The sequence below is a fragment of the Abyssibacter sp. genome (assembly GCF_964229365.1).
Classification (GTDB): domain Bacteria; phylum Pseudomonadota; class Gammaproteobacteria; order Nevskiales; family OUC007; genus Abyssibacter.
On the sequence record NZ_CAXRDQ010000001.1, the window covers coordinates 17,165 to 37,628 of the forward strand.

A 20,464-nucleotide genomic window follows, 5' to 3' on the forward strand; every position below is an offset into this window, starting at 1 on the left:
CGACCTTTTCAAGATGGCTTGCCGACGCATGGGCGTCGCCATCGCCGACAAACGCTCAAGACTCATCTAATGTATCGAACGCATTACTGTGGCCAAGTCACGGTCGCCGCTCTGGACACTTCCATTACCGTTTCCGGCTGGGTACACCGCCGTCGGGATCATGGTGGCGTGATCTTTATCGACCTGCGTGATCGCGAAGGCTTGTTGCAGGTGGTGTTCGATCCAGATGATCCGAGTCTGTTCGCCGATGCCGAGCGCCTGCGTTCGGAGTACGTCATCACGGTCACCGGTCGCGTGCGCCGCCGCCCGCAGGGTACGGTGAACGACAAGTTGGCCAGCGGTGAGGTCGAGGTGTATGCCACCGAGTTGACGCTGCAATCCAAGGCCTTGACGCCGCCGTTCCCGCTGGACGATGACGAGGCCGGCGAGGATGTGCGTCTACGTCACCGGTACATGGATCTGCGCCGCCCGGTGATGCTGGAGCGCCTGCGCCTGCGTTCGAAGGTCAACACCTACCTGCGCGTGTTCATGGATCGCGAAGGCTTCCTCGATGTCGAAACGCCGATCCTGACCCGGTCCACGCCGGAAGGCGCGCGCGACTATCTGGTGCCCAGTCGCACGTTTCCGGGCGAATTCTTTGCATTGCCGCAGTCGCCACAGCTGTTCAAGCAGCTGCTGATGATTTCCGGGTTTGATCGCTACTACCAGATTGCCCGCTGCTTCCGCGACGAAGATTTGCGCGCCGATCGCCAGCCGGAATTCACCCAGCTTGATATCGAAACCTCGTTCATGACCATGGACGAGTTGCTGGCGGTGAACGAGCGCATGATCGGTGGTTTGTTCTCCGAGCTGATGGGCGTGGAGTTTCCGAATCCCATGCCGCGGATGACCTACGCCGATGCCATGCGCCGGTTCGGTTCCGACAAGCCCGATTTGCGCAATCCGCTGGAGTTGGTGGATGTCGCCGACCTGGTCGCCGATACCGAGTTCAAGGTGTTCTCCGGCCCGGCCAAGGATCCCAAGGGCCGTGTCGCCGCGTTGCGCGTGCCGGGCGGATCCAGTCTGTCGCGCAAGCAGATCGATGAGTACACCAAGTTTGTTGGCCGGTACGGCGCCAAGGGCTTGGCGTATGTGAAGGTCGCCGACGCCGCGGCGGGCCGCGAGGGCCTGCAGTCACCGATTCTGAAGTTCCTGTCCGATGATGCCGTTGACGGCATCATGGCGCGCACCGCGGCCGAGACGGGGGATCTGATTTTCTTTGGTGCTGATCGAGCGTCTGTCGTGAACGATGCGCTGGGCGCGCTGCGCCTGGCCGTTGGTCGAGATCTCGGTCTGGTCGAGGATGGCTGGCGTCCGCTGTGGGTCGTCGATTGGCCGATGTTCGAGTGGGATGAGAAAGCTGCGCGGTGGCAGGCCTTGCACCATCCGTTCACGGCGCCGTCTGATGCGGATCCCGCAGCGTTGAAGAACGATCCAGGTGCGGCCATGTCTCAGGCCTATGATTTTGTGCTGAATGGCGTGGAGATCGGCGGCGGCTCGATTCGTATTCACAACCCGGAGATGCAGTCGACCGTGTTCGATGTGCTCGGGATTTCCGAGGAAGAGGCCAGCGCCAAGTTCGGTTTCCTGCTGGAAGCCTTGGCACATGGCGCACCGCCACACGGTGGCATCGCCTACGGCCTGGACCGATTGGTGATGTTGATGACCGGCGCCGACAGCATTCGCGACGTGATTGCGTTCCCGAAAACACAGACAGCCAGCTGCCTGCTAACGCAGGCGCCGGGCGCCGTTGATCCGGCCCAGTTGCGAGAACTGGGTCTGCGCGTGCGCCCGAAACCGACCGAGGAGTCGAACGCGTGAGACAGATTGGAAAAACCCTGATTCCGGCGATTGCCGCGACGCTGCTGCTGGGGGCCTGTGACGGCCTCGGCGACGGCAACCGCCCCGAATCCATCGAGATCGCCCAGGGCGAGGATGGCATCCTGGAAGTGACCGAATGCACCCGGCCGCAACTGTCGATTCGCGCATTTTTCTCCGACGGCAGTTCGGGGGACTTTTCCACCCGGGCCAATTGGCGTAGCACCGATGAATCGGTGGTGCGTATCGGTGATGGCGATATTGCAATTCCTGGCCGCGACACGTTCGTGCCGCGCGGGCAGCTCATTGCCGTCGCGCCCGGAACGGCGAGCGTCTACGCCAATCTGATCGGTCTGGAAGACCGGCTCGACATTGTCGTCAATGAATTGGGAGAGATCAGCATTGATCCTGCGGAATCCACGACGGCGACGGGTTCCACGCGACTGATCAACACGGTCGGCGAGATCAATGGAGAAGAGGTCATCCTGAGCGGCCTGACTCAATGGATGTTCGAGGACCCGGAAGGGGATGCCAGCGCCGAGGACATCGCGACGATCGAGAACGTCGCTGTTGGCAACCTGACGAATGGCTTGCTCACCGGCGTCGGTGAGGGCGAGGTGGTGGCCAGCGGCGTGCTGGACTTCTGTGACCGAGCATCATCGGCCACGACGGTGCGCGTCGCCGAACCCCAGGCCATCGAGTTGCGTCGCGAATACGAGGGCTCGACACAGCTGGTCTCGGGCACCACCGAATTCATGTATCCGTTCGCGCTATTTGAAAACGGCGACGAGCAGGATCTGGAGGGGCAGGTCATCTTCTCCAGCAGCGATGACGAGATTGTCGCCGTCGGCGCGTTCGGCACCGCCCCCAGCCTGATTCTCGCGGGTATTGCCGGGGGACCGGCCGAAGTCACCGCGACGTTCGGGGCAGATGAGCCCGAAGACGGCGAGGACATCGATCTGAGCACGGGGATTACGTCAGCCCCGGTTCCGGTGACCGTGGTCGATGCCACCTTGACCAGCCTTGATATCACGCCCGACACCCCCACGGTAATGTTTGGTGACACGCTGGAATTCGTCGCGACTGGCACGTTCGACAGCGGTGCGTTCACGCAGCCGATTACACGCAGCGTCGGCTGGCGGACGGATGATTCCAGCGTGGCTCAGTTCGGCATCACCTTCCTGACCGCCAACCGGTTCGCACCGGTGCTTGACGAGGCCGGCCAGTCGATCGTCACCGCGACCTACACATTGGAAGATGACTCGGTGGTCGAGGCGACGGAGACGGTTACGATCGAGCCGTCCGTTGATGAAGACGAGGACGAGTCGTCCGATGAGACCGGGTTGAATCCGGACCAGATCTGACAGCGCCCGCAGCGCGGGCGATCAGCGTTGTTTGACGCCTGAGCGGGCGTGGGAGGATAAGCATGGCAGCCACAGCGCTTGCACTGGATACATTCACCGCACTGAGCGACCAGCAGTGCGATGCGCGGATTCGCGCGGCCAAGGCCGCTTTGGGTGATCGCCTGATGATTCTGGGGCATCACTACCAGCGCGACGAAGTCTTCGCCCATGCTGATATCAGTGGCGACTCGCTGAAGCTGTCGGCGATGGCGGCGGAGTCCGACGCCGAATACATTGTGTTCTGTGGCGTGCACTTCATGGCCGAGGTCGCGGACATCCTGACCCGCGACGATCAGATCGTGATCCTGCCCGACCTGGCCGCTGGCTGCTCCATGGCCGACATGGCCAACCTGCGCAACGTGCGGCGGGCCTGGGCAGAACTGCAATCCGTGCTGGATCCGGATGCCGAGGTCACGCCCGTGACCTACATCAACTCGGCGGCCGACCTCAAGGCGTTCTGCGGTGAGCACGGCGGCATCGTCTGCACGTCGTCCAATGCCCGTGGGGTGCTGGACTGGGCATTCTCGCGCCGCGAAAAGGTGTTGTTCTTTCCGGACCAGCACCTGGGTCGCAATACCGGCCATGACATGGGCATTCCGCTTGAGGATATGGTGGTCTGGGACTTCATGCTGCCCATGGGCGGGTTGACGCCGGAACAGATCAACAACGCCAAGATGATTCTCTGGAAGGGCTTTTGCTCCGTGCACCAGATGTTCCAGCCGGCGCATATCGACCGCTTCCGTGAAGCTCATCCGGACGGCCTGGTCATCAGCCATCCTGAGAACAGCTTCGAGGTCTGCCAGAAGTCAGATTTTGTCGGGTCCACCGAGACCATCCTCAAGACCGTTCGCGCGGCTGAGCCGGGCAGCCACTGGCTGGTCGGGACCGAGTTGAACCTGGTCAACCGGCTGCACGACGAGATGAAACCGAAGGGCGTGACCGTGCAGTTCATGTCGCCGACCGTGTGCATGTGTTCGACCATGTTCCGGACCGATCCGCAGCATCTGGCCTGGACGCTGGAATCGATACAGGCCGGCGAGATTGCCAACCGTATCCAGGTGGCGCCCGAGATCGCGCGCCCGGCCAAGGCAGCGCTGGACCTGATGCTCAGCATCACGCGCTAGCCGATCACACTGCGCACCTTCTGGCGGTCCATTCTGGGGTCGGCCTGTGCTGCGCGTTACAATATCTAGTCCCTGTTTCCCGTAGGAGCCCCCATATGTGGCGTAACGTCTCCACTCTGTCTGCCTTTGACCCCGATCTTGCCGCCGCCCTCGATGCCGAGGCTGCCCGTCAGGAGGCGCATATCGAGCTCATTGCATCGGAGAACTACGCCAGTCCTCGGGTGATGACCGCGCAAGGGACGCTGCTGACGAACAAGTACGCCGAGGGCTATCCGGGCCGCCGCTACTACGGTGGCTGTGAACATGTCGATGTGGCCGAGGAACTGGCCATCGACCGCGCCAAACAGCTGTTTGACTGCGAGTTCGCCAACGTGCAGCCGCATTCCGGCGCGCAGGCCAACGCGGCCGTGTTCCTGGCCTTGCTCAAGCCGGGCGAGACCTTCCTGGGAATGAGTCTGGCGCATGGCGGGCATCTGACCCACGGCGCCAAGCCGAACTTCTCCGGCAAGAACTACAACGCCGTTCACTATGAGATCGACCCGGAATCCGGGCTGATCGACTACGAGAAAATCGCCGAAACCGCTCGCCGCGAGCAGCCGAAGATGCTGATCGGTGGATTCTCCGCGTATTCGCGCCGTATCGATTGGGGCAAGATGCGTGCGATCGCCGACGAGGTCGGTGCCAAGTTCATGGTGGACATGGCCCATGTGGCCGGTCTGGTCGCCGCTGGCGAGTACCCCAGTCCGATTCCGCATGCGCATGTCGTGACCACGACCACGCACAAGACGCTGCGCGGTCCGCGGGGCGGCATGATTCTGTCCAATGCCGGTGATCCGGATCTCTACAAGAAGCTCAATTCGGCCGTCTTCCCCGGCACGCAGGGCGGACCACTCATGCATGTGATCGCGGCCAAGGCCGTCGCGTTTGCCGAGGCGCTGGAGCCCGAGTTCAAGGACTACCAGGCCAAGGTTCGCGTCAATGCCCAGGCCATGGGCGAGGTCGTGCTGGAACGTGGCTACAACGTCGTCTCCGGCGGCACTGATAACCATCTGATCCTGGTCAGCATGGTTGGCCGCAATGTGACCGGTCATGACGCGGAAGAGACGCTGGGGCAGGCGCATATCACGGTGAACAAGAATTCGGTCCCCAACGATCCGCGGCCACCGCGGGTTACCAGCGGCTTGCGTCTGGGCTCGCCGGCGTCCACGACGCGGGGCTTCAATGAAGACGACATGCGCAATGTGGCGCACTGGATCTGCGACGTACTCGATGCCTTGGATGCCGAGGATTCGGCCCGAGTCGACCAGACAGTCGACACGGTTCGAGGCAAGGTCGAGGAGCTGTGTGCGCGCTACCCGGTGTACGCCGAACCGGCACCTGTCGCCAAGACCGCCTGAGCAGGCGGCGAGTCTCCGATGCTCTGTCCCTTCTGCGGTACCGGCGATACCCGCGTGGTCGACAGCCGGGTTGTTGCCGAAGAGGCGCAGGTGCGTCGGCGGCGTGAATGCGGAGGCTGCGGGGGCCGGTTCACGACGTTCGAGGTGGCGGAGTTCAAGATGCCGCGTGTGGTCAAGCGGGACGGCAAGCCGGAGCCGTTCAACGAGACCAAGCTTCGCAGCGGGATGGAGCACGCACTGTACAAGCGGCCGGTGAGCGCCGAGCAAATCGAGGCTTCAGTCGCGCAGATCAAGCGCCAGCTTGTCGCCATGAGCGACCGCGATGTTTCGGCCGATGTCGTGGGCAATCTGGTTATGGACACGTTGCGCGAACTGGATCATGTCGCCTATGTGCGTTTCGCGTCGGTTTACCGGTCCTTCGAGGATGTCGATGCCTTCCGCGCTGAGATCGAACGCCTGCAATCCGAGCCCGACCCGGCTGACGTGCGCCGCCATCAGCTCTCGCTGATCGCGGGCGATCGATAGCCCGTGTCCGGCTGACTGCCCAGCCGTCATGCAGTCTCCCAAACTGGCGTGCGACGAGCGATGGATGGCCGAGGCCATTCGGCAGGCCGAGGCTGGCCGGTTCACCGCCCACCCCAATCCACGTGTTGGCTGCGTCATCGTCCGTGACGATGCCTGTGTCGGTGCGGGCGGGCACCGTGCCGCCGGTGAGCCGCACGCCGAACGGGTCGCGCTGAGCCTTGCGGGCGACCGGGCCCAAGGCGCTACCGCCTATGTCACCCTGGAGCCCTGTTCACATTTCGGCCGGACACCGCCCTGTGTGGATGGCCTGATCGAAGCCGGTGTCGGACGCGTTGTTTATGCGGTGGGTGATCCCAACCCGCGGACCTCGGGTCGCGCACGCGGCCGGCTGGAGAAAGCGGGTATTACGGTGGACGCCGGCGTGCTGGCCGACGCCGCCCGTGCACTCAATCCCGGTTTCTTCTCCCGATTCGAGCGCGGACGCCCTTGGGTGCAATTGAAGATGGCGATGAGCCTGGACGGCCGCACCGCAATGGCCAGCGGCGAGAGCCAGTGGATCACCGGCGAGCCGGCCAGGGCCGACGTGCATCGTTTGCGAGCCCGGGCCAGTGCGGTGGCCACCGGCATCGAGACGGTGCTGGTCGACAATCCGCGACTCACGCCGCGCGCGGTCGAGACCGACCGCATGCCCGTGCGTGTGGTGTTCGACAGCCAGTTTCGCACCCCGGCGAACTCTGCCCTCATCGCGGTGGAAAGCCCGGTCTTGCTCATCGGGCGCGCCAATGTGCTGCCCATGGGTCGTTACCCTGATCATGTGACCTGCATTGGCGTGGAGGGTGGAGCACGCGTGGGCCTGCTCGATGCCTTGCAGAACTTGGCGCGGCGTGACATTCACGAGCTGTTCGTGGAATGTGGCCCGACTCTGGCAGGCGCCTTCATTGCCGACAACCTCGTCGACGAGTTGGTGCTCTACATGGCGCCCCGCCTGCTCGGCAACGCTGCGCGTGGCTTGCTGGATCTGCCGGGCGTGGACCATCTAGCGCAGGCGCCGTTGCTGGACGTCAGCGATGTTCGCAAGCTGGGCTCGGACTGGCGTATGATCGCGCGCCCCGTCATGCCCGCAAGTGCACGCTGATCGATGTTCACCGGATTGATTGAAGCCACCGGCGAGGTGGTGGAGCACAGCCGCCGCCCAGGAGGCGATGTCCGGATACGCATTGCCACGCCGCCGGGGTTCACCGACGGGTTGCTCGACGGCGCGAGCGTGGCCTGTTCCGGCGCCTGTATGACGGCGCTGGAGATTGCGCCGGACGGATTCTCAGCCGACGTCTCCAACGAGTCGCTGCAGGTCACAACCCTGGGACAATGGCGCACCGGCACGACGATGAACCTTGAACGGTCCCTGACCCTGGAAAAGCCGCTGGGCGGGCATCTGGTGCAGGGGCATGTCGATGGCGTCGCGACGGTTGTCGGTCTCGAGATGGATGCCGCCAGTCGCCGGGTGCGTATCGAGGCACCGCGCGCACTGGCGCGATTCATCGCGTCCAAGGGCTCCGTGGCGTTGGATGGGGTCAGCCTCACGGTGAACGAGGTCAGCGACCAGGTATTTGGCGTCAATCTGATTCCGCATACATGGGAAGTGACGACGCTGGGCCGCTGGGCCGTGGGGATGGCGGTCAATATTGAAGTGGATTTGATGGCGCGCTATGCGCAGCGCCTGCTGGAAACGACAGGACGTTCAACCGATGACTGATTCAATCGAAGACATTCTCGACGAGATTCGCGCCGGCCGCATGGTCGTGATGATGGATGACGAGGACCGCGAGAACGAAGGCGATCTGATCGTCGCCGCCGAGAGCATCACGCCCGAGCAGGTCGCGTTTATCGTGCGGCATTCCAGCGGCATCATCTGCACGCCGATGTCGTCGGATCGCGTCGAGGCGTTGCGCCTGCCGCAAATGGTGCCCGAGAACACCGAATCGCACCGCACGGCCTTCACCGTATCGGTGGACTATCGGCATGGTACGACGACGGGCATTTCCGCCGCCGACCGGGCCGCGACAATTCGCGCGCTGGCCGATCCCGAGTCGCACGAACGCGATTTCAATCGCCCGGGCCATATCTTTCCGCTGCGCGCGGACAAGGGCGGGGTGCTGAGCCGGGCCGGTCACACCGAGGCCACGGTCGATCTCATGCGACTCGCCGGCAAGCGACCCTGCGGGGTGATCTGCGAAATCGTCAACGACGACGGCACGATGAAGCGGGCACCGGATCTGATTGCGTTCGCCAAGGAGCATGGGCTCAAGATTGGCACCATCGCGGATCTTATCCGCTACCGTTTGGCCAACGAGCGCACGATCTCTCGGGTGGCGTCGCAGGAAGTGCAGACCCCTCACGGACCGTTTCAGCTGGTGGTCTACGAAGACCAGATCGACAACTGCCTACATTTGGCGATGGTGCGGGGCCAGCCCAGTCCCGAGCGGCCGACGCTGGTTCGGGTCCACGTCCGTAACACCCTGGCCGATCTGCTCAAGATCCAGCACGCCAGTTTCGGCTGGCCGCTGGAAAACGCGCTCAAGCGCGTGGCCGAGGAGGGCGAGGGTGTCGTCGTGATCCTGCGGATGCCGGAAACCCCGGCGGAAATGGTCGCGCGCGTCAGTGGCCTGGATAATCCCGAATCGCAACCTGAGTCCGAGGCATCGGAACAGGAACTGCGCACCTATGGGCTGGGCGCGCAGATACTGTCCAATCTCGGCGTTCGTCAGATGCGGGTGCTATCCGCACCGAAACGTCTATCCGCAATTTCAGGATTCGACCTGGAGGTCATCGAATATGTCCAGTGATCATCGCGCCCGGTCCACGCAGACACGCGCGGACTTCGGCGTCCCCGTCATCGCGCTGGATCAGGATGTCTCGGACGCCCGCATCGGCATCATCGCCACGAGCTGGGCGGTGGATATCATCGATAACCTGGTCGAGGGCGCGATCGCGACCTTGCACGAGGCGGGCATTTCGTCGTCGTCCATACGCTTTGTTCGCGTGCCCGGCGCGTTCGAGATTCCGCATGCCGCCGACGGAATGGCGGGAACCGGGCGTTTCCACGGCCTCATCGCCTTGGGCGCGGTCATCCGTGGCGAAACGCCGCATTTCGATTTTGTCGCCGGCGAATGTGCCCGCGGAGTGCAGGACATTGCCATCAAGCGCGAGCTGCCGATCGGCTTCGGCGTGCTGACGGTCGACACCATCGAGCAGGCCCAGGCGCGCGCCACGCCGGATAACAACAAGGGACGCGAGGCCGCCGATGCCATGCTGGACATGATGCGTTTTGATCGCGCCATGCGGCTGCTGTGAGCGAACCCGATACCAAGAAGAAGCGGCCGAATCGGCGCCACTGGACGCGGCGGCTGCTCGTTCAGGCGCTGTACCAATGGCGTCTGGCCGATACCGAGCTGACAGCCCTGCTGGCGGAGTTCCGCACGTCGGAGGACATGCGCAGCGCCGACCCGGACTGGTTTGCCGACGCCCTGCGCAGCATCCTCAACGATGCGGGGCCGCTGGCCAGCCAGTTGTCCGTGCACCTCGACCGGCCCTGGGAGCAGATTGACCCGGTGGAGCAGGGCGTGCTGCTGCTGGGGGCGTACGAACTGACCCAGGAATTCGGCACCCCCTATCGCGTGGTGATCACCGAAGGCGTGGAACTGGCACGCCTGTTCGGCGCACAGGACAGTCATCGATATATCAACGGCGTGTTGGACCGAATTGCGCGCGAGGCACGGGCCGTCGAGGTCAAGGCGCCTCGGTCTTAATGGGCGAGTTCGACCTAATCGCGCGGCATTTTTCCCGACCCGCGCAGTCGGACAGCGTGGAGGTCGGCATAGGGGATGATGCGGCGGTCTTGCGGCCGACCCCTAGCGCCAGCCTGGTGGTGTCTACCGACACGTTGGTGGAGGGGCGCCACTTTCGCAGCGGTGTCGATCCGGAGGCCCTGGGTTGGAAGGCCGCCATGGTGAGCCTCAGCGACATTGCGGCCATGGGCGGGTTTCCGCGCTGGCTGACGCTCGCGCTGACGCTGCCCGAAGCCGACGATCACTGGGTGGCCGGATTCGCCGCCGGTTTTCGGGCTGCCGCGACCTCCTGCCAGGCCGAACTGGTCGGTGGCGATATCACGCGCGGTCCGCTGACCATCGGCGTCACTGCCTTGGGTGAATGTCTTGATGCGCCCCTGACCCGCAGCGCCGCGCGGCTCGGCGATGTTCTGGTGCTAACCGGCGCGACCGGCGGAGCCGCCGCCGCGTTGGCACTGCTGGAGAGCGTCACCGAAGAAGACATCCCGCCCTCGCTGCTGCATCGCTTGGATCGACCGGTTGCACGCGTCGCTGCCGGGCGCGCGGCGCGCGGCTTGGCACATGCTGCGATCGATGTGTCCGACGGTCTGTTGGCTGATCTACGGCATGTGCTCGACGCCTCCGGCGTGGGCGCACGCTTGAATGCCAACGCGCTGACCCCGGATACGGACCTGCAGGCCGCTGCCACACGCACCGGCCGTGCGGCGGCGCAGTGGATGTGGGCGGGTGGAGATGACTACGAGCTGCTCGTGGCCGTACCGCCGACCCATGCGCGTACGCTGCTCGAAATCTGGCGTGAGCAAGGGCTGCAACCCATCGAAATCGGCCGCGTCACCGAGGCCTCCGGTCTGCACTGGGCCGGCGACGCGCCGACGATGGATCCCGTATCCTCCGGTTACCAGCACTTCTAGCCGATCTGATTCATCCGCATGAAACCACGTCCTCCGCACCGTTTGATCCTGACCACGCCCGTTCACTTCTGGGCGTTCGGATTCGGCAGTGGTCTGGCGCCGGTGGCACCCGGCACGTTCGGCAGTCTCGTCGGGCTGATCGTGTACGCGCTAGTCGGCTGGCTGCCTCGTGAGTTGTTCTGGGCGCTGATCGCCGTTGGCTTTCTGTTCGGGCTCTACGTCTGTGGCGCCAGCGCCCGCATGCTCCGTGTTCATGACGACCCCGGCATCGTCTGGGACGAGATCGTGGGCATCCTGATCGCGCTGATCCCGCTGAACATGGCGATCCCTCAGATGTTCGGCCCGCTGCCGATATGGGCCTGGGCGCTCATCACCTTCGTCTGGTTTCGCGTATTCGACATCCTCAAACCCTGGCCGATTCGCTGGATCGACCGCCATGTTGATGGTGGCACCGGGATCATGCTGGATGACGCGCTTGCAGGGGTTTACGCGGCCTTATTGACCGTGCTGACCGGCTGGCCAGTGGCCTGGATCGCCGGACTGTTTGGCTGAGCCATGGCGCCGGGTGCTTCCCAGTCGGGATGCCCCCACAAATACCGCAGCCGCTCACTCACCCGTAAGCCGGGGCGGCTTGCCTGCCGCCACATGTAGCGCCACTCCTGGAACGTCAGCGTGATCGGATTGTGGGTGGTGATCTGGCGCCGCGTGATGCCGTACTCGCAGGGCATATCGTCCCGCTCCTCGACAAAGGTTCCGAACAGCCGATCCCAGATGATCAGTACGCCGCCGAAGTTGCGGTCGACGTACAAGTCGTTGCGGGCGTGATGCACGCGATGATGCGACGGCGTGTTCAACAGGAACTCGATCCAGGCCGGCAGCTTGTGCACCGCCTGCGTGTGGACGAAGAACTGGTAGCCGAGGTTGATGCCCACCACCAGAACGACCCACTGCGGTTCAAAGCCGATCCACGCCAACGGCAGCCAGAACACCCACATGCCGGAAATCGGGTACGTGAGGCTTTGCCGGAAGGCTGTGGACAGGTTCAGGCGTTCCGAAGAGTGATGCGTGACATGCGACGCCCACATCCAGCGCATGCCGTGGCTGACGCGGTGGAACCAGTAGTAGAAGAAATCCTGGGCCAGGAACAGCGCCGCTACCGTCCAAACGCCGGTTTGCAGATCGAGCAGCCTAAATTGGTAGACCAGGGTGTAGAGCCCGAGCAGCACCAGCCACGCCAGACCATCGGCCAGCTGGTGCATCCCCGCCAGAGTCATGTTCGAGAGCGTGTCGCGCCATGTGTACATGGCCACGCCTCGGCGACGCCAGTACAGGGCCTCCCACAGCATGCAGCCGTAGAAGATGGGCGCCAGGGCGAGCAGGATCAACGATTCCATCAGGTCCTCCAGTGGCCGCGCTGATCCCGCGCCGACAACCCGCCGGTTCAGGCTAGCGAGGCGGCGTAGCGGCTCAAGCCCTTGCTGATTGCGGTCTCGAGCTGCTTGCGGATCAGGCCTCCCGTCAGCGGGTAGCGGCCATCAAATAAGATTTCGTAGTGCAGGCGGGAGCCGGTGCCCGTGTCCTCGAACAGCATGATTCCGCGGTGGTTCTTGATCGGTGCCTTGGTGGTCACGGTGTACTCCATGCGCTCGGGTGCTTCGAAACGCACCACCGTTTCCTCGAACGAAAGCGGACCGATCGTGACCTTGCGAACGGAATGCAGCCCGTTCGTGGCATCGTCGCCATCCTTGATGCGAACCATCTTCGCGCCGAGAATCGGCCCAACCTTGTTGTGATCGGTCAAATGCGCAAAAACCGTCTCGCGCGGCGCAGCAAAATCCTGCGTAATGGCAATCCGTTGCTTGGGCATACCTGTCTCCTTCCTGATTGAATGGTGTCTAAACATAGCTTGTACATCTTGACCGCGCGCGCCGCGTACTTTGCCGCCGGTGCCAGCATGATGCCGGCCTGGCGGTTTCTGGTGCGCCCGCCGGTCGGGTTTTGATGCCGTCGGTTTCCGCCGCCTACCTGCAATCCATCCTCGATTATGCGGATCGGGCGGGTGGTGATTCGCGAGCCTTGCTGAGCGCCATCGAACTGGACGCCGCGATGCTTGGCGACCCGAACGCGCGCATCGACGGACGGCGGTTTGCGCATCTGTTCGATTTGGCGGCTGCCCAACTGGATGATCCTGACCTGGGCCTGCACGTGGGCGCGGCGATTAAGCCAGGCCACTACGGCGTGTTGGGGTACGTCGTGATGAGTTGCGACACCTTGGGTGACGCGCTGGCACGGCATCTGCGCTACCAAGCCCTGGTGGCGGATATCGGTGAGGCGAGGCTGGAGCCTGTCGACGGTGGTCGACTGCGCCTGCAGTGGACCACCCAGGCCCCGCCGACGCGCCAGCTCGCGGAGCATAATCTCGCCGGCTGGGTCACGTATGCCCGCTGGATCACCGCCGACACGTCGAACCCGGACGCAGTTTTGCTCCCGCATCCCGCGCCGGCCACGACCGACGCGCACCAGGCCCTGTTTCGATGCCCGGTCCATTTTGATGCCGGCGTAACGGCCCTGGAGTTTCCGGCCAAGCTGCTCGGCACCCGAATCGTCCAGGCCGACCCCGGCCTTCGCGCGCAGATGGATCGGTATGCACATCGGCTGCTCGATGAGTATGCGTCCGCCACCTCGCTGGAAGGGCAGCTTCGGCATTGGCTGCGGCAGCATCTGACCTCGGGCGATTGCCACCTGGACAACGCTGCCGTGTTTGCGCGGCTGTCTGCGCGCACCCTGCAGCGGCGTCTGTCAGACGAGGGCTGGACCTATCATCGTCTGGTCGACGACACGCGCCGCCAGCTCGCGGTCGACCTGATTTGCAGCGAGCAGCTCGCGGGCGCAGAGCTTGCGTTCATGCTTGGCTTTTCGGATCAGACGGCCTTCGTTCGGGCGTTTCGGCGCTGGTTTGGGATAACGCCTGGCCAGGCTCGCGACAATCCGCAGCAATTGCTTGCGAATTCGAGTCAAATGAGCTTGGATTGACCGTCGAAACAGGCGTGCCGCCGCCATGAAACCGCCGCTGTGTGGCCGGGCGCCCGAGCGATAAAAAATGTCCATCGATACGGAAGAGACTTGAGCACTGATTCGCCGCCCCCGAGCGTTAACCTGCCCGGCACCGGTCCCATGCAACTGTTGCTGGTCGAGGACTCCAAGTTCGACGCCCGCCTGATCGAAACCTTTCTGTCGATGGCAGAGTTTCCCCGTGGGCTGGAAGTGCAGCATGTCAGCCGCCTGTCCGAGGCGCGGCAGGCGCTGGAGCAGCAGTCCATCGACTGTGTGCTACTTGATCTCGGGCTGCCGGACGGCGAAGGCCTCGGCAATATCGAGGCGATTACGCAGGTGTCTCCCGACACCGCCATCATCGTGTTGACCGGCCTCAAGAACGACACCATCGCCACGACTGCCTTGCAGCAGGGCGCGCAGGATTACATCGTCAAGGGCGATTACGAAGACGGCGATGCGCTGCTGCGCACGATTCGTTACGCCATCGAGCGACGGGCGAAGGAGGTCAAGGAGTCACAGGCCGTCCGCCGGGCGTCCGAGGACCTCATTCGCAGCATCGTCACCGCCGTACCCGACGGCTTGGTCACGGTGCGAGAGGGCGGGTTAATCGAGACCGTGAATCCGGCCATGGTGCGCATGTTCGGCTACAGCATCGGAGAATTGGTCGGCAGCAAGATCCACGAACTCAGCGCCATCACACAACAGCGCCCGGTGCAGGCGCTGATGGAGAGCGTGCTGGCAGATACCGCACGCGACGAGGATCGCAATGACCGTGAAGGCATCGGGCGGCGTAAAGATGGGAGCGAGTTTCCGATTGAGGTCTCGATCGGTCGGATGATGGCCGATGGCAGCCCCATGGTCGTCTGCGCCATTCGCGACATCACCGAACGCAAGAAGGCCGAAGAAAGTCTGGAGGCGGCGCGCGAGCAGTTGCTGGTGTCTGAAAAGTTGGCGTCGCTGGGGGGATTGGTCGCCGGAGTTGCACACGAGATCAACACGCCGATCGGCATCGGCGTGACCGCCGCCAGTCATCTGCAGGAACAAACCGAGGACCTGGTCGAACGGATGGCCAGCGGACAGCTAAAAAAATCGCAACTGGAAGCCTACGTGCAGATGGCGAGTGACAGCGCAGGGATACTGCTGGGCAACCTGCGTCGCGCCGCCGAACTGATCCAGGGCTTCAAGCAAGTGGCGGTCGATCAGTCCAGCGACGAGCGGCGCAGCTTCGAGGTGCGGCCGTACCTCGATGATGTGTTGCTTTCGTTGGCCCCGAACGTGCGCAAGACACCGCATAAGCTCGAGTTTTCTTGCGAGGAGGGGTTGAGACTGTTGGGCCATCCTGGCAATTGGTCTCAAATAGTGACCAATTTGGTCATGAATGCGCTATTGCACGCATTTGAGTCTGACAAGCCCGGCACGATGACGCTCGCCGTCCGTCGGGTAGACGGGCGTGTTTTGATGACGTTTGCCGACGATGGGCGCGGAATTCCGCCAGATCACCTCAAACAGATCTTCGATCCATTCTTCACGACACGTCGGGGTCAGGGCGGGAGCGGACTTGGACTGCATGTTGTGTACAACTTGGCTACGCAAGCCATGGACGGACGCGTGAGCTGCGAAAGCGAACTCGGGAAGGGGACGCGCTTCGCATTCGACTTTCCGTACGTTCCAGGGGCGCCGTGATGGAAGACGATCTTGTATTTGCCGCCGACGATGACTCGCAAGAGTTGTCCGGTGAGTTGGCGCGATGGCCATTGCTGATCGTCGACGACGAGGAAGAAGTTCACGCGGTGACCAAGCTGGCGCTCAGCGGTTTCGAGTTTGCCGGTCGCGGACTGGAATTCGTCTCCGCGCATTCGGCGGCCCAGGCGCGCGAGGTGCTGCGTGAGCGACGCGACATCGCGGTTGTTCTGCTGGATGTCGTGATGGAAACCGATCACGCCGGCCTGGAAGTTGCAGATTTCATTCGCAATGTCATTGAGAACCGGTTTGCCCGCATCGTGCTACGCACCGGTCAGCCGGGGCAGGCACCTGAGCGCGAAGTCATTCGCCGCTACGACATCAACGATTACAAGGAAAAGACCGAACTCACGGCGAAAAAGCTGTTCACCGTGGTGTACACCGCCCTGCGCTCGTACCGCGATCTACTGGCGTTGGAGGCCAATCGGCGTGGCCTGCTGCAGGTTGTGCAGGCGTCCGCCAATCTGTTCAGGACCGAATCGGTCGAGCAATTTGTTCAGGGCGTGCTGGAGCAGGTGGCAGCGTTGATCTACGACTCGGCCGACATGCTTTACGTGAGTTCCAGCGTGGCGACCGTGCGCGAAGGTGACGAAGAGCGCATCGTCGCCGCCACCGGGCGTTTCTCCGAGCTGGTGGGTAGCAAGCCACAGGAGGCGCTCGCCCATTTCGACTACCATAACCTGACGCTGGCGCTCCGCAAACAGCGCAATATCGTCACCCCGGAACATTTTTCAGGGTTCTTCGAATCCAGCGGGGGCGGGCAGCACCTGCTGTATATCTCTGGCCCTGCCACCATGTCGCGGCCCGACCAGGAGCTGGTCGACATGTTCCTGCGCAGCGTGGCGCTGGCCTACGAGGCCATGCTGCATCGAATCGAAATCGAATCCGCGAAGCGCGATGGTGGGTGACGCTGCGGGCTAGCCGCCTGCGAAATCAAGGAAACGCTGATCTATTCCCGCCGCCAAGTTGCCGCCTGAAAACAGGCCAGGCAAGGCGCGAGAAGCGAGGTTTGGTCATTCCAAATAAGCGCCGAGTAACGCCGCATGGCCTGTTTTCAGGCGCAATCCGTACGGAACGGGCCGGTTTTCCCGCAAGCCTGCGTTGTCGTTCGCTTATTTGGAACGACCAAACCGCACTCACTCCGCCTGAGCTTGCGCGAAAACCAGCTCCGTCTTGGTGGTGTGCATAGATCAGTGTTTCCTTAACGGGAGACCATTGCACGCTGCATCTCGCAGGCGGTCAGTGTGTTCGCCATGAGCATCGCGACCGTCATCGGCCCCACGCCGCCCGGCACCGGGGTGATCCACGCCGCGCGCTCACGGGCGACGTCGAACTCCACGTCACCGACCAGCTTGCCGTCGGCCCGCCGGTTGATGCCCACATCGATCACCACGGCGCCCGGCTTGATCCAGGCGCCCTTGACCAGGCCCGGTTTGCCCGCTGCGGCGATCACGATGTCGCCGCGCGCGACTTCCTCATCCAGTCGTTCGGTGAAGCGATGAGTGACCGTGACCGTGGCACCGGCGAGCAGGAGTTCCATCGCCATGGGACGGCCAACAATGTTCGAGGCGCCGACCACGACCGCGCGTTTGCCACGCACCGGCAAGCCACTTTGTTCCAGCAGCGTCATCACCCCCAGCGGAGTGCAGGGACGCAGTGCCGGTATCCGCTGCGCAAGCCGACCCACGTTGTACGGGTGAAACCCGTCGACATCCTTGCGCGGGTCGATCCGTTCGATGATCGCCGTCGGGTCGATATGGGCGGGCAGGGGCAGCTGAACGAGAATGCCGTGGACCGAATCGTCCGCGTTGAGCGCATCAATGCGCGCGATTAGTTCGGACTGCGTGGTTTCGGCCGGAAAATCGATGCCAACCGATCCGAAATTCAGCCGTTCGCAGGTCCTGCGTTTTGACCCCACATAGGTCTGAGACGCGGGATCGGCTCCCACGAGTACGACCGCAAGGCAGGGCCGCTGCAGATCCGGGCGCTGTTCTAGGGTCGTCCGTACGCGCTCCAGCACCGCATCGGCGATCGCACGTCCATCAATCAGTTGGGCTGTCATTCACAGGGCAGGCTCGTGGCGCAGATGAAATTGTCGCATGCGGGCTCCACCGACGGCTATGCGTCAGCCGCCAAAATGCGTCCCGCATTCGGGTTTGGACCTGCTACAATCCGCGGCCCGTTCGGCGGGTTCGCCGATGCGAAGGACGGGTAGCAGCCCGACTGCAAAAGTGCATCGACGAAGAGGCAAGTGATCGGCCTCGGTGGCACCACCACCAAACACGATCGCCAGTGTCGGGGCGTAGCGCAGCCTGGTAGCGCATCTGCTTTGGGAGCAGAGGGTCGGGGGTTCAAATCCCTCCGCCCCGACCATTTTTCTTCTTTATTCTCAACGCCTTATTGTTGTTGAGAATGATTCTCTGGCGACATTCAGTCCGACTCAGAGCCGATTGACACGCTGATCCTTGGGGCCTCACGCCTCGAGTTGAGCCCCCCGCCGTGTCTCACCCTTCTGCGCGATGGCTGGACCATGCGAGTGTTGAGTGAGCGAGGCCGCCCTGAGGCGCCGCTAATGAGTCGTGAGCATTGACTTGGTCGGTGGCCGAGAGCGGTGGATTTGTTGGCTTATGACCATCCGGAACCTGATGCGTAGAGCAGACGGTCAGACGGTCCAGTTCTCCAGCCTGATTCCTGGCACGCGACTGAACTCCCGCTGGTTGTTCGTCACGACCACCAGTCCCCTGGATCGGGCGTGTCCGGCAATCATTTGGTCATAGGGGCCAATTGGCATTCCCTGTCGGGCGAGCACCGCGCGAATCTCGCCTGCGTGCATGGCCGCGTTTGAATCGAAATCCAGGATGTCCAGTCTCGCGAGAAAGCCGTCTACTTCCCGCAAATTTCGCGATGGGTTTGAAGATTTCTCTGCGCCATACACCAGTTCCATCTGAGTGATCGCGGACACGCACATGTGTCCGTCGTGCTCGTTGAATGCACGCCGGACAGCGTCAGGCTTATTCTTGATGGTGTAGATGCAGGTGTCGGTATCCAGCATAAACTTGAGCATTCAGAGTCCTTCACGCGCCTGGTCCGCCGGCTGATCCCGCTCGCTCATGAAGTCGTCGCTAACCCCTTCCCCTGCGAACCAACTATCCCAGGACTCACCGGCGGGCACGATGAGACGCCCCCTTCCGATGGGGATGATGTCCACCTGTTTGACTGACTCCGGCAGTGCCACTGCCTTTGGCATACGCACAGCTTGGCTACGGTTGCTCTTGAACACGCCACCTCTTTCCATCTTCGCTCACCTTGGATATACGACAGACATATCCATTTTGGCCCTGACTTGGGATATGTCAATAGGATATGCGGGCGCGATTGAGTCACGAACGTCTCCTGTTGCAACACGGTCGACGCACTGATCCAACCTCTCGTGGACGATGAAAGCGGACATGTCGAGCCAGTACCTGTGCCGCTTGTTCCAGTACATGGATGACAAGGGGCTGGGTGTGATCACGCCCCGCGACCATGGCAATCACCGTCTGGACGAGAACCTGCTCGGCCAGTTGACCGCCGGCTACATCCAGCGCGCCGAGCACCTGTTGCCGCGGCAGGGGAAGGCCAAGCCCTGGATCGTCCGCAACAACTACGCTGAAGACAAGCAGATGATGCTGCGTACACCGATTGCCGACAGTGCGCTGGAAGAAGTGCCGAAGAAGCTGGCGGCGCCGAATCAGGGCAGGCCTGCCGGCAAGCTGGCCGATGCGGCGTAGCGCCGGGTCATGAGCGAGCAGGCACTCCCGACACTGTTGCTTGTCCATGGCGCCTGGCATGGGGCGTGGTGCTGGGAACAGCAGTTCGCACCTTGGCTGCGTGAGCAGGGCCACGATGTCGTCACCATGGACCTGCCGGGCCACGGCAAGCCGGGCCCCGAACGCATCGAGTGGTTTTCGCTGACCGACTATGCCGATGCCGTTGAGGCGAAGCTACGTGGACTGGGCAGGCCGGTGATTGTTGCAGGCCATTCGATGGGCGGGATGGTGGTTCAGAAGTTGATGGAGCGGCGGCCGGCCAACCTGGCCGCTGCCGTGCTGGTGGCCTCCGCGCCGCCTGGCGGGGTCATCGGTGTGGTGCTCCACCTGTTGAAATCCCGTCCGCTGGCGCTGCTGCGGACCAGCCTGACGGCCGACCTGTATCACCTCGTCCGGTCGCCCGAACTGGCCCACGCCCTGTTCTATAGCGACCGGTTGCCGGATGAACTTGCCGAGCAATACTGGCAACCGCTGCAGAATGAATCGTTCCGGGCATTTCTCGACATGCTGGCACTGGGCCTTCCGAAGCCCAGGCGGGCGGACGCTGCCTTGCCCAAGCGCGTGATCGGGGGCGGCCTCGACACGATATTTCCTCCCGATGATGTGCGGCGCACCGCCGCCGCCTATGGCGTTGATCCGATCATCTATCCGGATATGGCGCACAACCTGATGCTGGACGTCGGCTGGGAGCAGGTGGCAGAGGACTTGTCAGAATGGGTCTCGGGGCGTTGGCCGCGTCCGGGCTGACCGGCGGGAACGCGGCGGCAGCAGGGCGTGTTGCAGGGTTCGGCTAGAAAGC

The 20,464-nt window shown here is 63.1% G+C and carries 22 protein-coding genes and 1 tRNA gene; 18 read left to right on the forward strand and 5 right to left on the reverse strand.

Going from position 1 to position 20,464, the window contains the following annotated elements:
- Window positions 1-69: 69 nt before the first annotated feature.
- From aspS to ACE1EY_RS00130, 12 genes are all read left to right on the forward strand, one after another.
- A complete protein-coding gene (gene aspS / locus ACE1EY_RS00075; protein ID WP_370299142.1) occupies window positions 70-1,860 on the forward strand; it encodes an aspartate--tRNA ligase in 1,791 nt (596 codons plus the stop codon).
- The gene (locus ACE1EY_RS00080) at window positions 1,857-3,221 is read left to right on the forward strand and encodes a hypothetical protein (RefSeq protein WP_370299143.1); all 1,365 of its coding nucleotides are present in this window, start codon (window positions 1,857-1,859) and stop codon (window positions 3,219-3,221) included. The genes aspS and ACE1EY_RS00080 overlap by 4 nt, the downstream gene beginning before the upstream one ends.
- Window positions 3,222-3,283: 62 nt before the next feature.
- Window positions 3,284-4,384 (forward strand): quinolinate synthase NadA, encoded by a 1,101-nt coding sequence (nadA, locus tag ACE1EY_RS00085; RefSeq protein WP_370299144.1) that lies wholly within the window; start codon window positions 3,284-3,286, stop codon window positions 4,382-4,384.
- Window positions 4,385-4,479: 95 nt separating this feature from the next.
- Window positions 4,480-5,781 carry a serine hydroxymethyltransferase gene (gene glyA, locus ACE1EY_RS00090; RefSeq protein ID WP_370299145.1) on the forward strand — a complete coding sequence of 434 codons (1,302 nt, stop codon included), beginning with the start codon at window positions 4,480-4,482 and terminating at the stop codon, window positions 5,779-5,781.
- Between the two features lie 18 nt (window positions 5,782-5,799).
- Window positions 5,800-6,306: a transcriptional regulator NrdR gene (gene nrdR, locus ACE1EY_RS00095; RefSeq protein ID WP_291514986.1), complete on the forward strand. Its 507-nt coding sequence runs from the start codon at window positions 5,800-5,802 to the stop codon at window positions 6,304-6,306.
- A 28-nt stretch (window positions 6,307-6,334) separates the two neighbouring features.
- Window positions 6,335-7,441, forward strand: a complete 1,107-nt coding sequence (ribD, locus tag ACE1EY_RS00100; protein ID WP_370299146.1) for a bifunctional diaminohydroxyphosphoribosylaminopyrimidine deaminase/5-amino-6-(5-phosphoribosylamino)uracil reductase RibD — start codon at window positions 6,335-6,337, stop codon at window positions 7,439-7,441.
- A 3-nt stretch (window positions 7,442-7,444) separates the two neighbouring features.
- Window positions 7,445-8,059 (forward strand): riboflavin synthase, encoded by a 615-nt coding sequence (locus ACE1EY_RS00105; protein ID WP_291514988.1) that lies wholly within the window; start codon window positions 7,445-7,447, stop codon window positions 8,057-8,059.
- The gene (gene ribB / locus ACE1EY_RS00110; RefSeq protein ID WP_370299147.1) at window positions 8,052-9,149 is read left to right on the forward strand and encodes a 3,4-dihydroxy-2-butanone-4-phosphate synthase; all 1,098 of its coding nucleotides are present in this window, start codon (window positions 8,052-8,054) and stop codon (window positions 9,147-9,149) included. The genes ACE1EY_RS00105 and ribB overlap by 8 nt, the downstream gene beginning before the upstream one ends.
- Entirely contained in the window at window positions 9,139-9,657 is a 519-nt protein-coding gene (ribH, locus tag ACE1EY_RS00115) for a 6,7-dimethyl-8-ribityllumazine synthase (RefSeq protein WP_291514990.1), read from the forward strand. The genes ribB and ribH overlap by 11 nt, the downstream gene beginning before the upstream one ends.
- Window positions 9,654-10,112, forward strand: a complete 459-nt coding sequence (nusB, locus tag ACE1EY_RS00120) for a transcription antitermination factor NusB (RefSeq protein ID WP_291514991.1) — start codon at window positions 9,654-9,656, stop codon at window positions 10,110-10,112. The genes ribH and nusB overlap by 4 nt, the downstream gene beginning before the upstream one ends.
- Window positions 10,112-11,062 carry a thiamine-phosphate kinase gene (gene thiL, locus ACE1EY_RS00125; protein ID WP_370299148.1) on the forward strand — a complete coding sequence of 317 codons (951 nt, stop codon included), beginning with the start codon at window positions 10,112-10,114 and terminating at the stop codon, window positions 11,060-11,062. Before nusB ends, thiL begins: the two co-directional genes overlap by 1 nt.
- Window positions 11,063-11,080: 18 nt before the next feature.
- Window positions 11,081-11,614, forward strand: coding sequence for a phosphatidylglycerophosphatase A (locus tag ACE1EY_RS00130; RefSeq protein WP_291514993.1), 534 nt, complete (start codon window positions 11,081-11,083; stop codon window positions 11,612-11,614).
- On the opposite strand, the gene ACE1EY_RS00135 is transcribed toward ACE1EY_RS00130, so the two are convergent.
- Both ACE1EY_RS00135 and ACE1EY_RS00140 read right to left on the reverse strand, forming a co-directional pair.
- Window positions 11,548-12,456, reverse strand: coding sequence for a sterol desaturase family protein (locus ACE1EY_RS00135; protein ID WP_291514994.1), 909 nt, complete (start codon window positions 12,454-12,456; stop codon window positions 11,548-11,550). The genes ACE1EY_RS00130 and ACE1EY_RS00135 overlap by 67 nt on opposite strands.
- A gap of 47 nt (window positions 12,457-12,503) precedes the next feature.
- Window positions 12,504-12,929 carry an SRPBCC family protein gene (locus ACE1EY_RS00140; RefSeq protein WP_291514995.1) on the reverse strand — a complete coding sequence of 142 codons (426 nt, stop codon included), beginning with the start codon at window positions 12,927-12,929 and terminating at the stop codon, window positions 12,504-12,506.
- Between the two features lie 134 nt (window positions 12,930-13,063).
- Here ACE1EY_RS00140 and ACE1EY_RS00145 point away from each other — a divergent pair, with 134 nt between their 5' ends.
- The 3 genes from ACE1EY_RS00145 (at window position 13,064) to ACE1EY_RS00155 (ending at window position 16,764) form a co-directional block, all read left to right on the forward strand.
- Window positions 13,064-14,095, forward strand: a complete 1,032-nt coding sequence (locus tag ACE1EY_RS00145) for an AraC family transcriptional regulator (RefSeq protein WP_370299149.1) — start codon at window positions 13,064-13,066, stop codon at window positions 14,093-14,095.
- 90 nt (window positions 14,096-14,185) lie between these two features.
- Window positions 14,186-15,799, forward strand: coding sequence for an ATP-binding protein (locus ACE1EY_RS00150; protein WP_370299150.1), 1,614 nt, complete (start codon window positions 14,186-14,188; stop codon window positions 15,797-15,799).
- Complete coding sequence (locus ACE1EY_RS00155) at window positions 15,799-16,764, forward strand: DUF3369 domain-containing protein (protein ID WP_370299151.1); 966 nt, start codon at window positions 15,799-15,801, stop codon at window positions 16,762-16,764. The genes ACE1EY_RS00150 and ACE1EY_RS00155 overlap by 1 nt, the downstream gene beginning before the upstream one ends.
- A 293-nt stretch (window positions 16,765-17,057) precedes the next feature.
- On the opposite strand, the gene folD is transcribed toward ACE1EY_RS00155, so the two are convergent.
- Window positions 17,058-17,918, reverse strand: a complete 861-nt coding sequence (folD, locus tag ACE1EY_RS00160) for a bifunctional methylenetetrahydrofolate dehydrogenase/methenyltetrahydrofolate cyclohydrolase FolD (RefSeq protein WP_370299152.1) — start codon at window positions 17,916-17,918, stop codon at window positions 17,058-17,060.
- Between the two features lie 234 nt (window positions 17,919-18,152).
- On the opposite strand from folD, the gene ACE1EY_RS00165 reads away from it, so the two are divergent.
- Window positions 18,153-18,229, forward strand: a tRNA-Pro gene (locus ACE1EY_RS00165).
- Between the two features lie 289 nt (window positions 18,230-18,518).
- On the opposite strand, the gene vapC is transcribed toward ACE1EY_RS00165, so the two are convergent.
- Both vapC and vapB read right to left on the reverse strand, forming a co-directional pair.
- Window positions 18,519-18,920: a tRNA(fMet)-specific endonuclease VapC gene (gene vapC, locus ACE1EY_RS00170; RefSeq protein WP_370299153.1), complete on the reverse strand. Its 402-nt coding sequence runs from the start codon at window positions 18,918-18,920 to the stop codon at window positions 18,519-18,521.
- Complete coding sequence (gene vapB / locus ACE1EY_RS00175) at window positions 18,921-19,151, reverse strand: type II toxin-antitoxin system VapB family antitoxin (RefSeq protein WP_291514252.1); 231 nt, start codon at window positions 19,149-19,151, stop codon at window positions 18,921-18,923.
- A 154-nt stretch (window positions 19,152-19,305) separates the two neighbouring features.
- Between vapB and ACE1EY_RS00180 the strand changes: the two genes are divergently transcribed.
- Together ACE1EY_RS00180 and ACE1EY_RS00185 are read left to right on the forward strand one after the other, a co-directional pair.
- Window positions 19,306-19,626: a hypothetical protein gene (locus ACE1EY_RS00180; RefSeq protein ID WP_373928021.1), complete on the forward strand. Its 321-nt coding sequence runs from the start codon at window positions 19,306-19,308 to the stop codon at window positions 19,624-19,626.
- Window positions 19,627-19,635: 9 nt separating this feature from the next.
- Window positions 19,636-20,412, forward strand: coding sequence for an alpha/beta hydrolase (locus tag ACE1EY_RS00185; RefSeq protein WP_370299155.1), 777 nt, complete (start codon window positions 19,636-19,638; stop codon window positions 20,410-20,412).
- The last annotated feature ends 52 nt before the right edge of the window (window positions 20,413-20,464 follow it).

Coding starts and splice junctions, on each gene's coding strand:
- aspS (WP_370299142.1), top strand. CDS start 70: ATGTATCGAACGCATTACTGTGGCCAAGTCACGGTCGCCGCTCTGGAC.
- nadA (WP_370299144.1), top strand. CDS start 3,284: ATGGCAGCCACAGCGCTTGCACTGGATACATTCACCGCACTGAGCGAC.
- glyA (WP_370299145.1), top strand. CDS start 4,480: ATGTGGCGTAACGTCTCCACTCTGTCTGCCTTTGACCCCGATCTTGCC.
- nrdR (WP_291514986.1), top strand. CDS start 5,800: ATGCTCTGTCCCTTCTGCGGTACCGGCGATACCCGCGTGGTCGACAGC.
- ribD (WP_370299146.1), top strand. CDS start 6,335: ATGCAGTCTCCCAAACTGGCGTGCGACGAGCGATGGATGGCCGAGGCC.
- ACE1EY_RS00105 (WP_291514988.1), top strand. CDS start 7,445: ATGTTCACCGGATTGATTGAAGCCACCGGCGAGGTGGTGGAGCACAGC.
- ribB (WP_370299147.1), top strand. CDS start 8,052: ATGACTGATTCAATCGAAGACATTCTCGACGAGATTCGCGCCGGCCGC.
- ribH (WP_291514990.1), top strand. CDS start 9,139: ATGTCCAGTGATCATCGCGCCCGGTCCACGCAGACACGCGCGGACTTC.
- thiL (WP_370299148.1), top strand. CDS start 10,112: ATGGGCGAGTTCGACCTAATCGCGCGGCATTTTTCCCGACCCGCGCAG.
- ACE1EY_RS00130 (WP_291514993.1), top strand. CDS start 11,081: ATGAAACCACGTCCTCCGCACCGTTTGATCCTGACCACGCCCGTTCAC.
- ACE1EY_RS00135 (WP_291514994.1), bottom strand. CDS start 12,456: ATGGAATCGTTGATCCTGCTCGCCCTGGCGCCCATCTTCTACGGCTGC.
- ACE1EY_RS00140 (WP_291514995.1), bottom strand. CDS start 12,929: ATGCCCAAGCAACGGATTGCCATTACGCAGGATTTTGCTGCGCCGCGC.
- ACE1EY_RS00145 (WP_370299149.1), top strand. CDS start 13,064: ATGCCGTCGGTTTCCGCCGCCTACCTGCAATCCATCCTCGATTATGCG.
- ACE1EY_RS00155 (WP_370299151.1), top strand. CDS start 15,799: ATGGAAGACGATCTTGTATTTGCCGCCGACGATGACTCGCAAGAGTTG.
- folD (WP_370299152.1), bottom strand. CDS start 17,918: ATGACAGCCCAACTGATTGATGGACGTGCGATCGCCGATGCGGTGCTG.
- vapC (WP_370299153.1), bottom strand. CDS start 18,920: ATGCTCAAGTTTATGCTGGATACCGACACCTGCATCTACACCATCAAG.
- vapB (WP_291514252.1), bottom strand. CDS start 19,151: ATGGAAAGAGGTGGCGTGTTCAAGAGCAACCGTAGCCAAGCTGTGCGT.
- ACE1EY_RS00180 (WP_373928021.1), top strand. CDS start 19,306: ATGTCGAGCCAGTACCTGTGCCGCTTGTTCCAGTACATGGATGACAAG.
- ACE1EY_RS00185 (WP_370299155.1), top strand. CDS start 19,636: ATGAGCGAGCAGGCACTCCCGACACTGTTGCTTGTCCATGGCGCCTGG.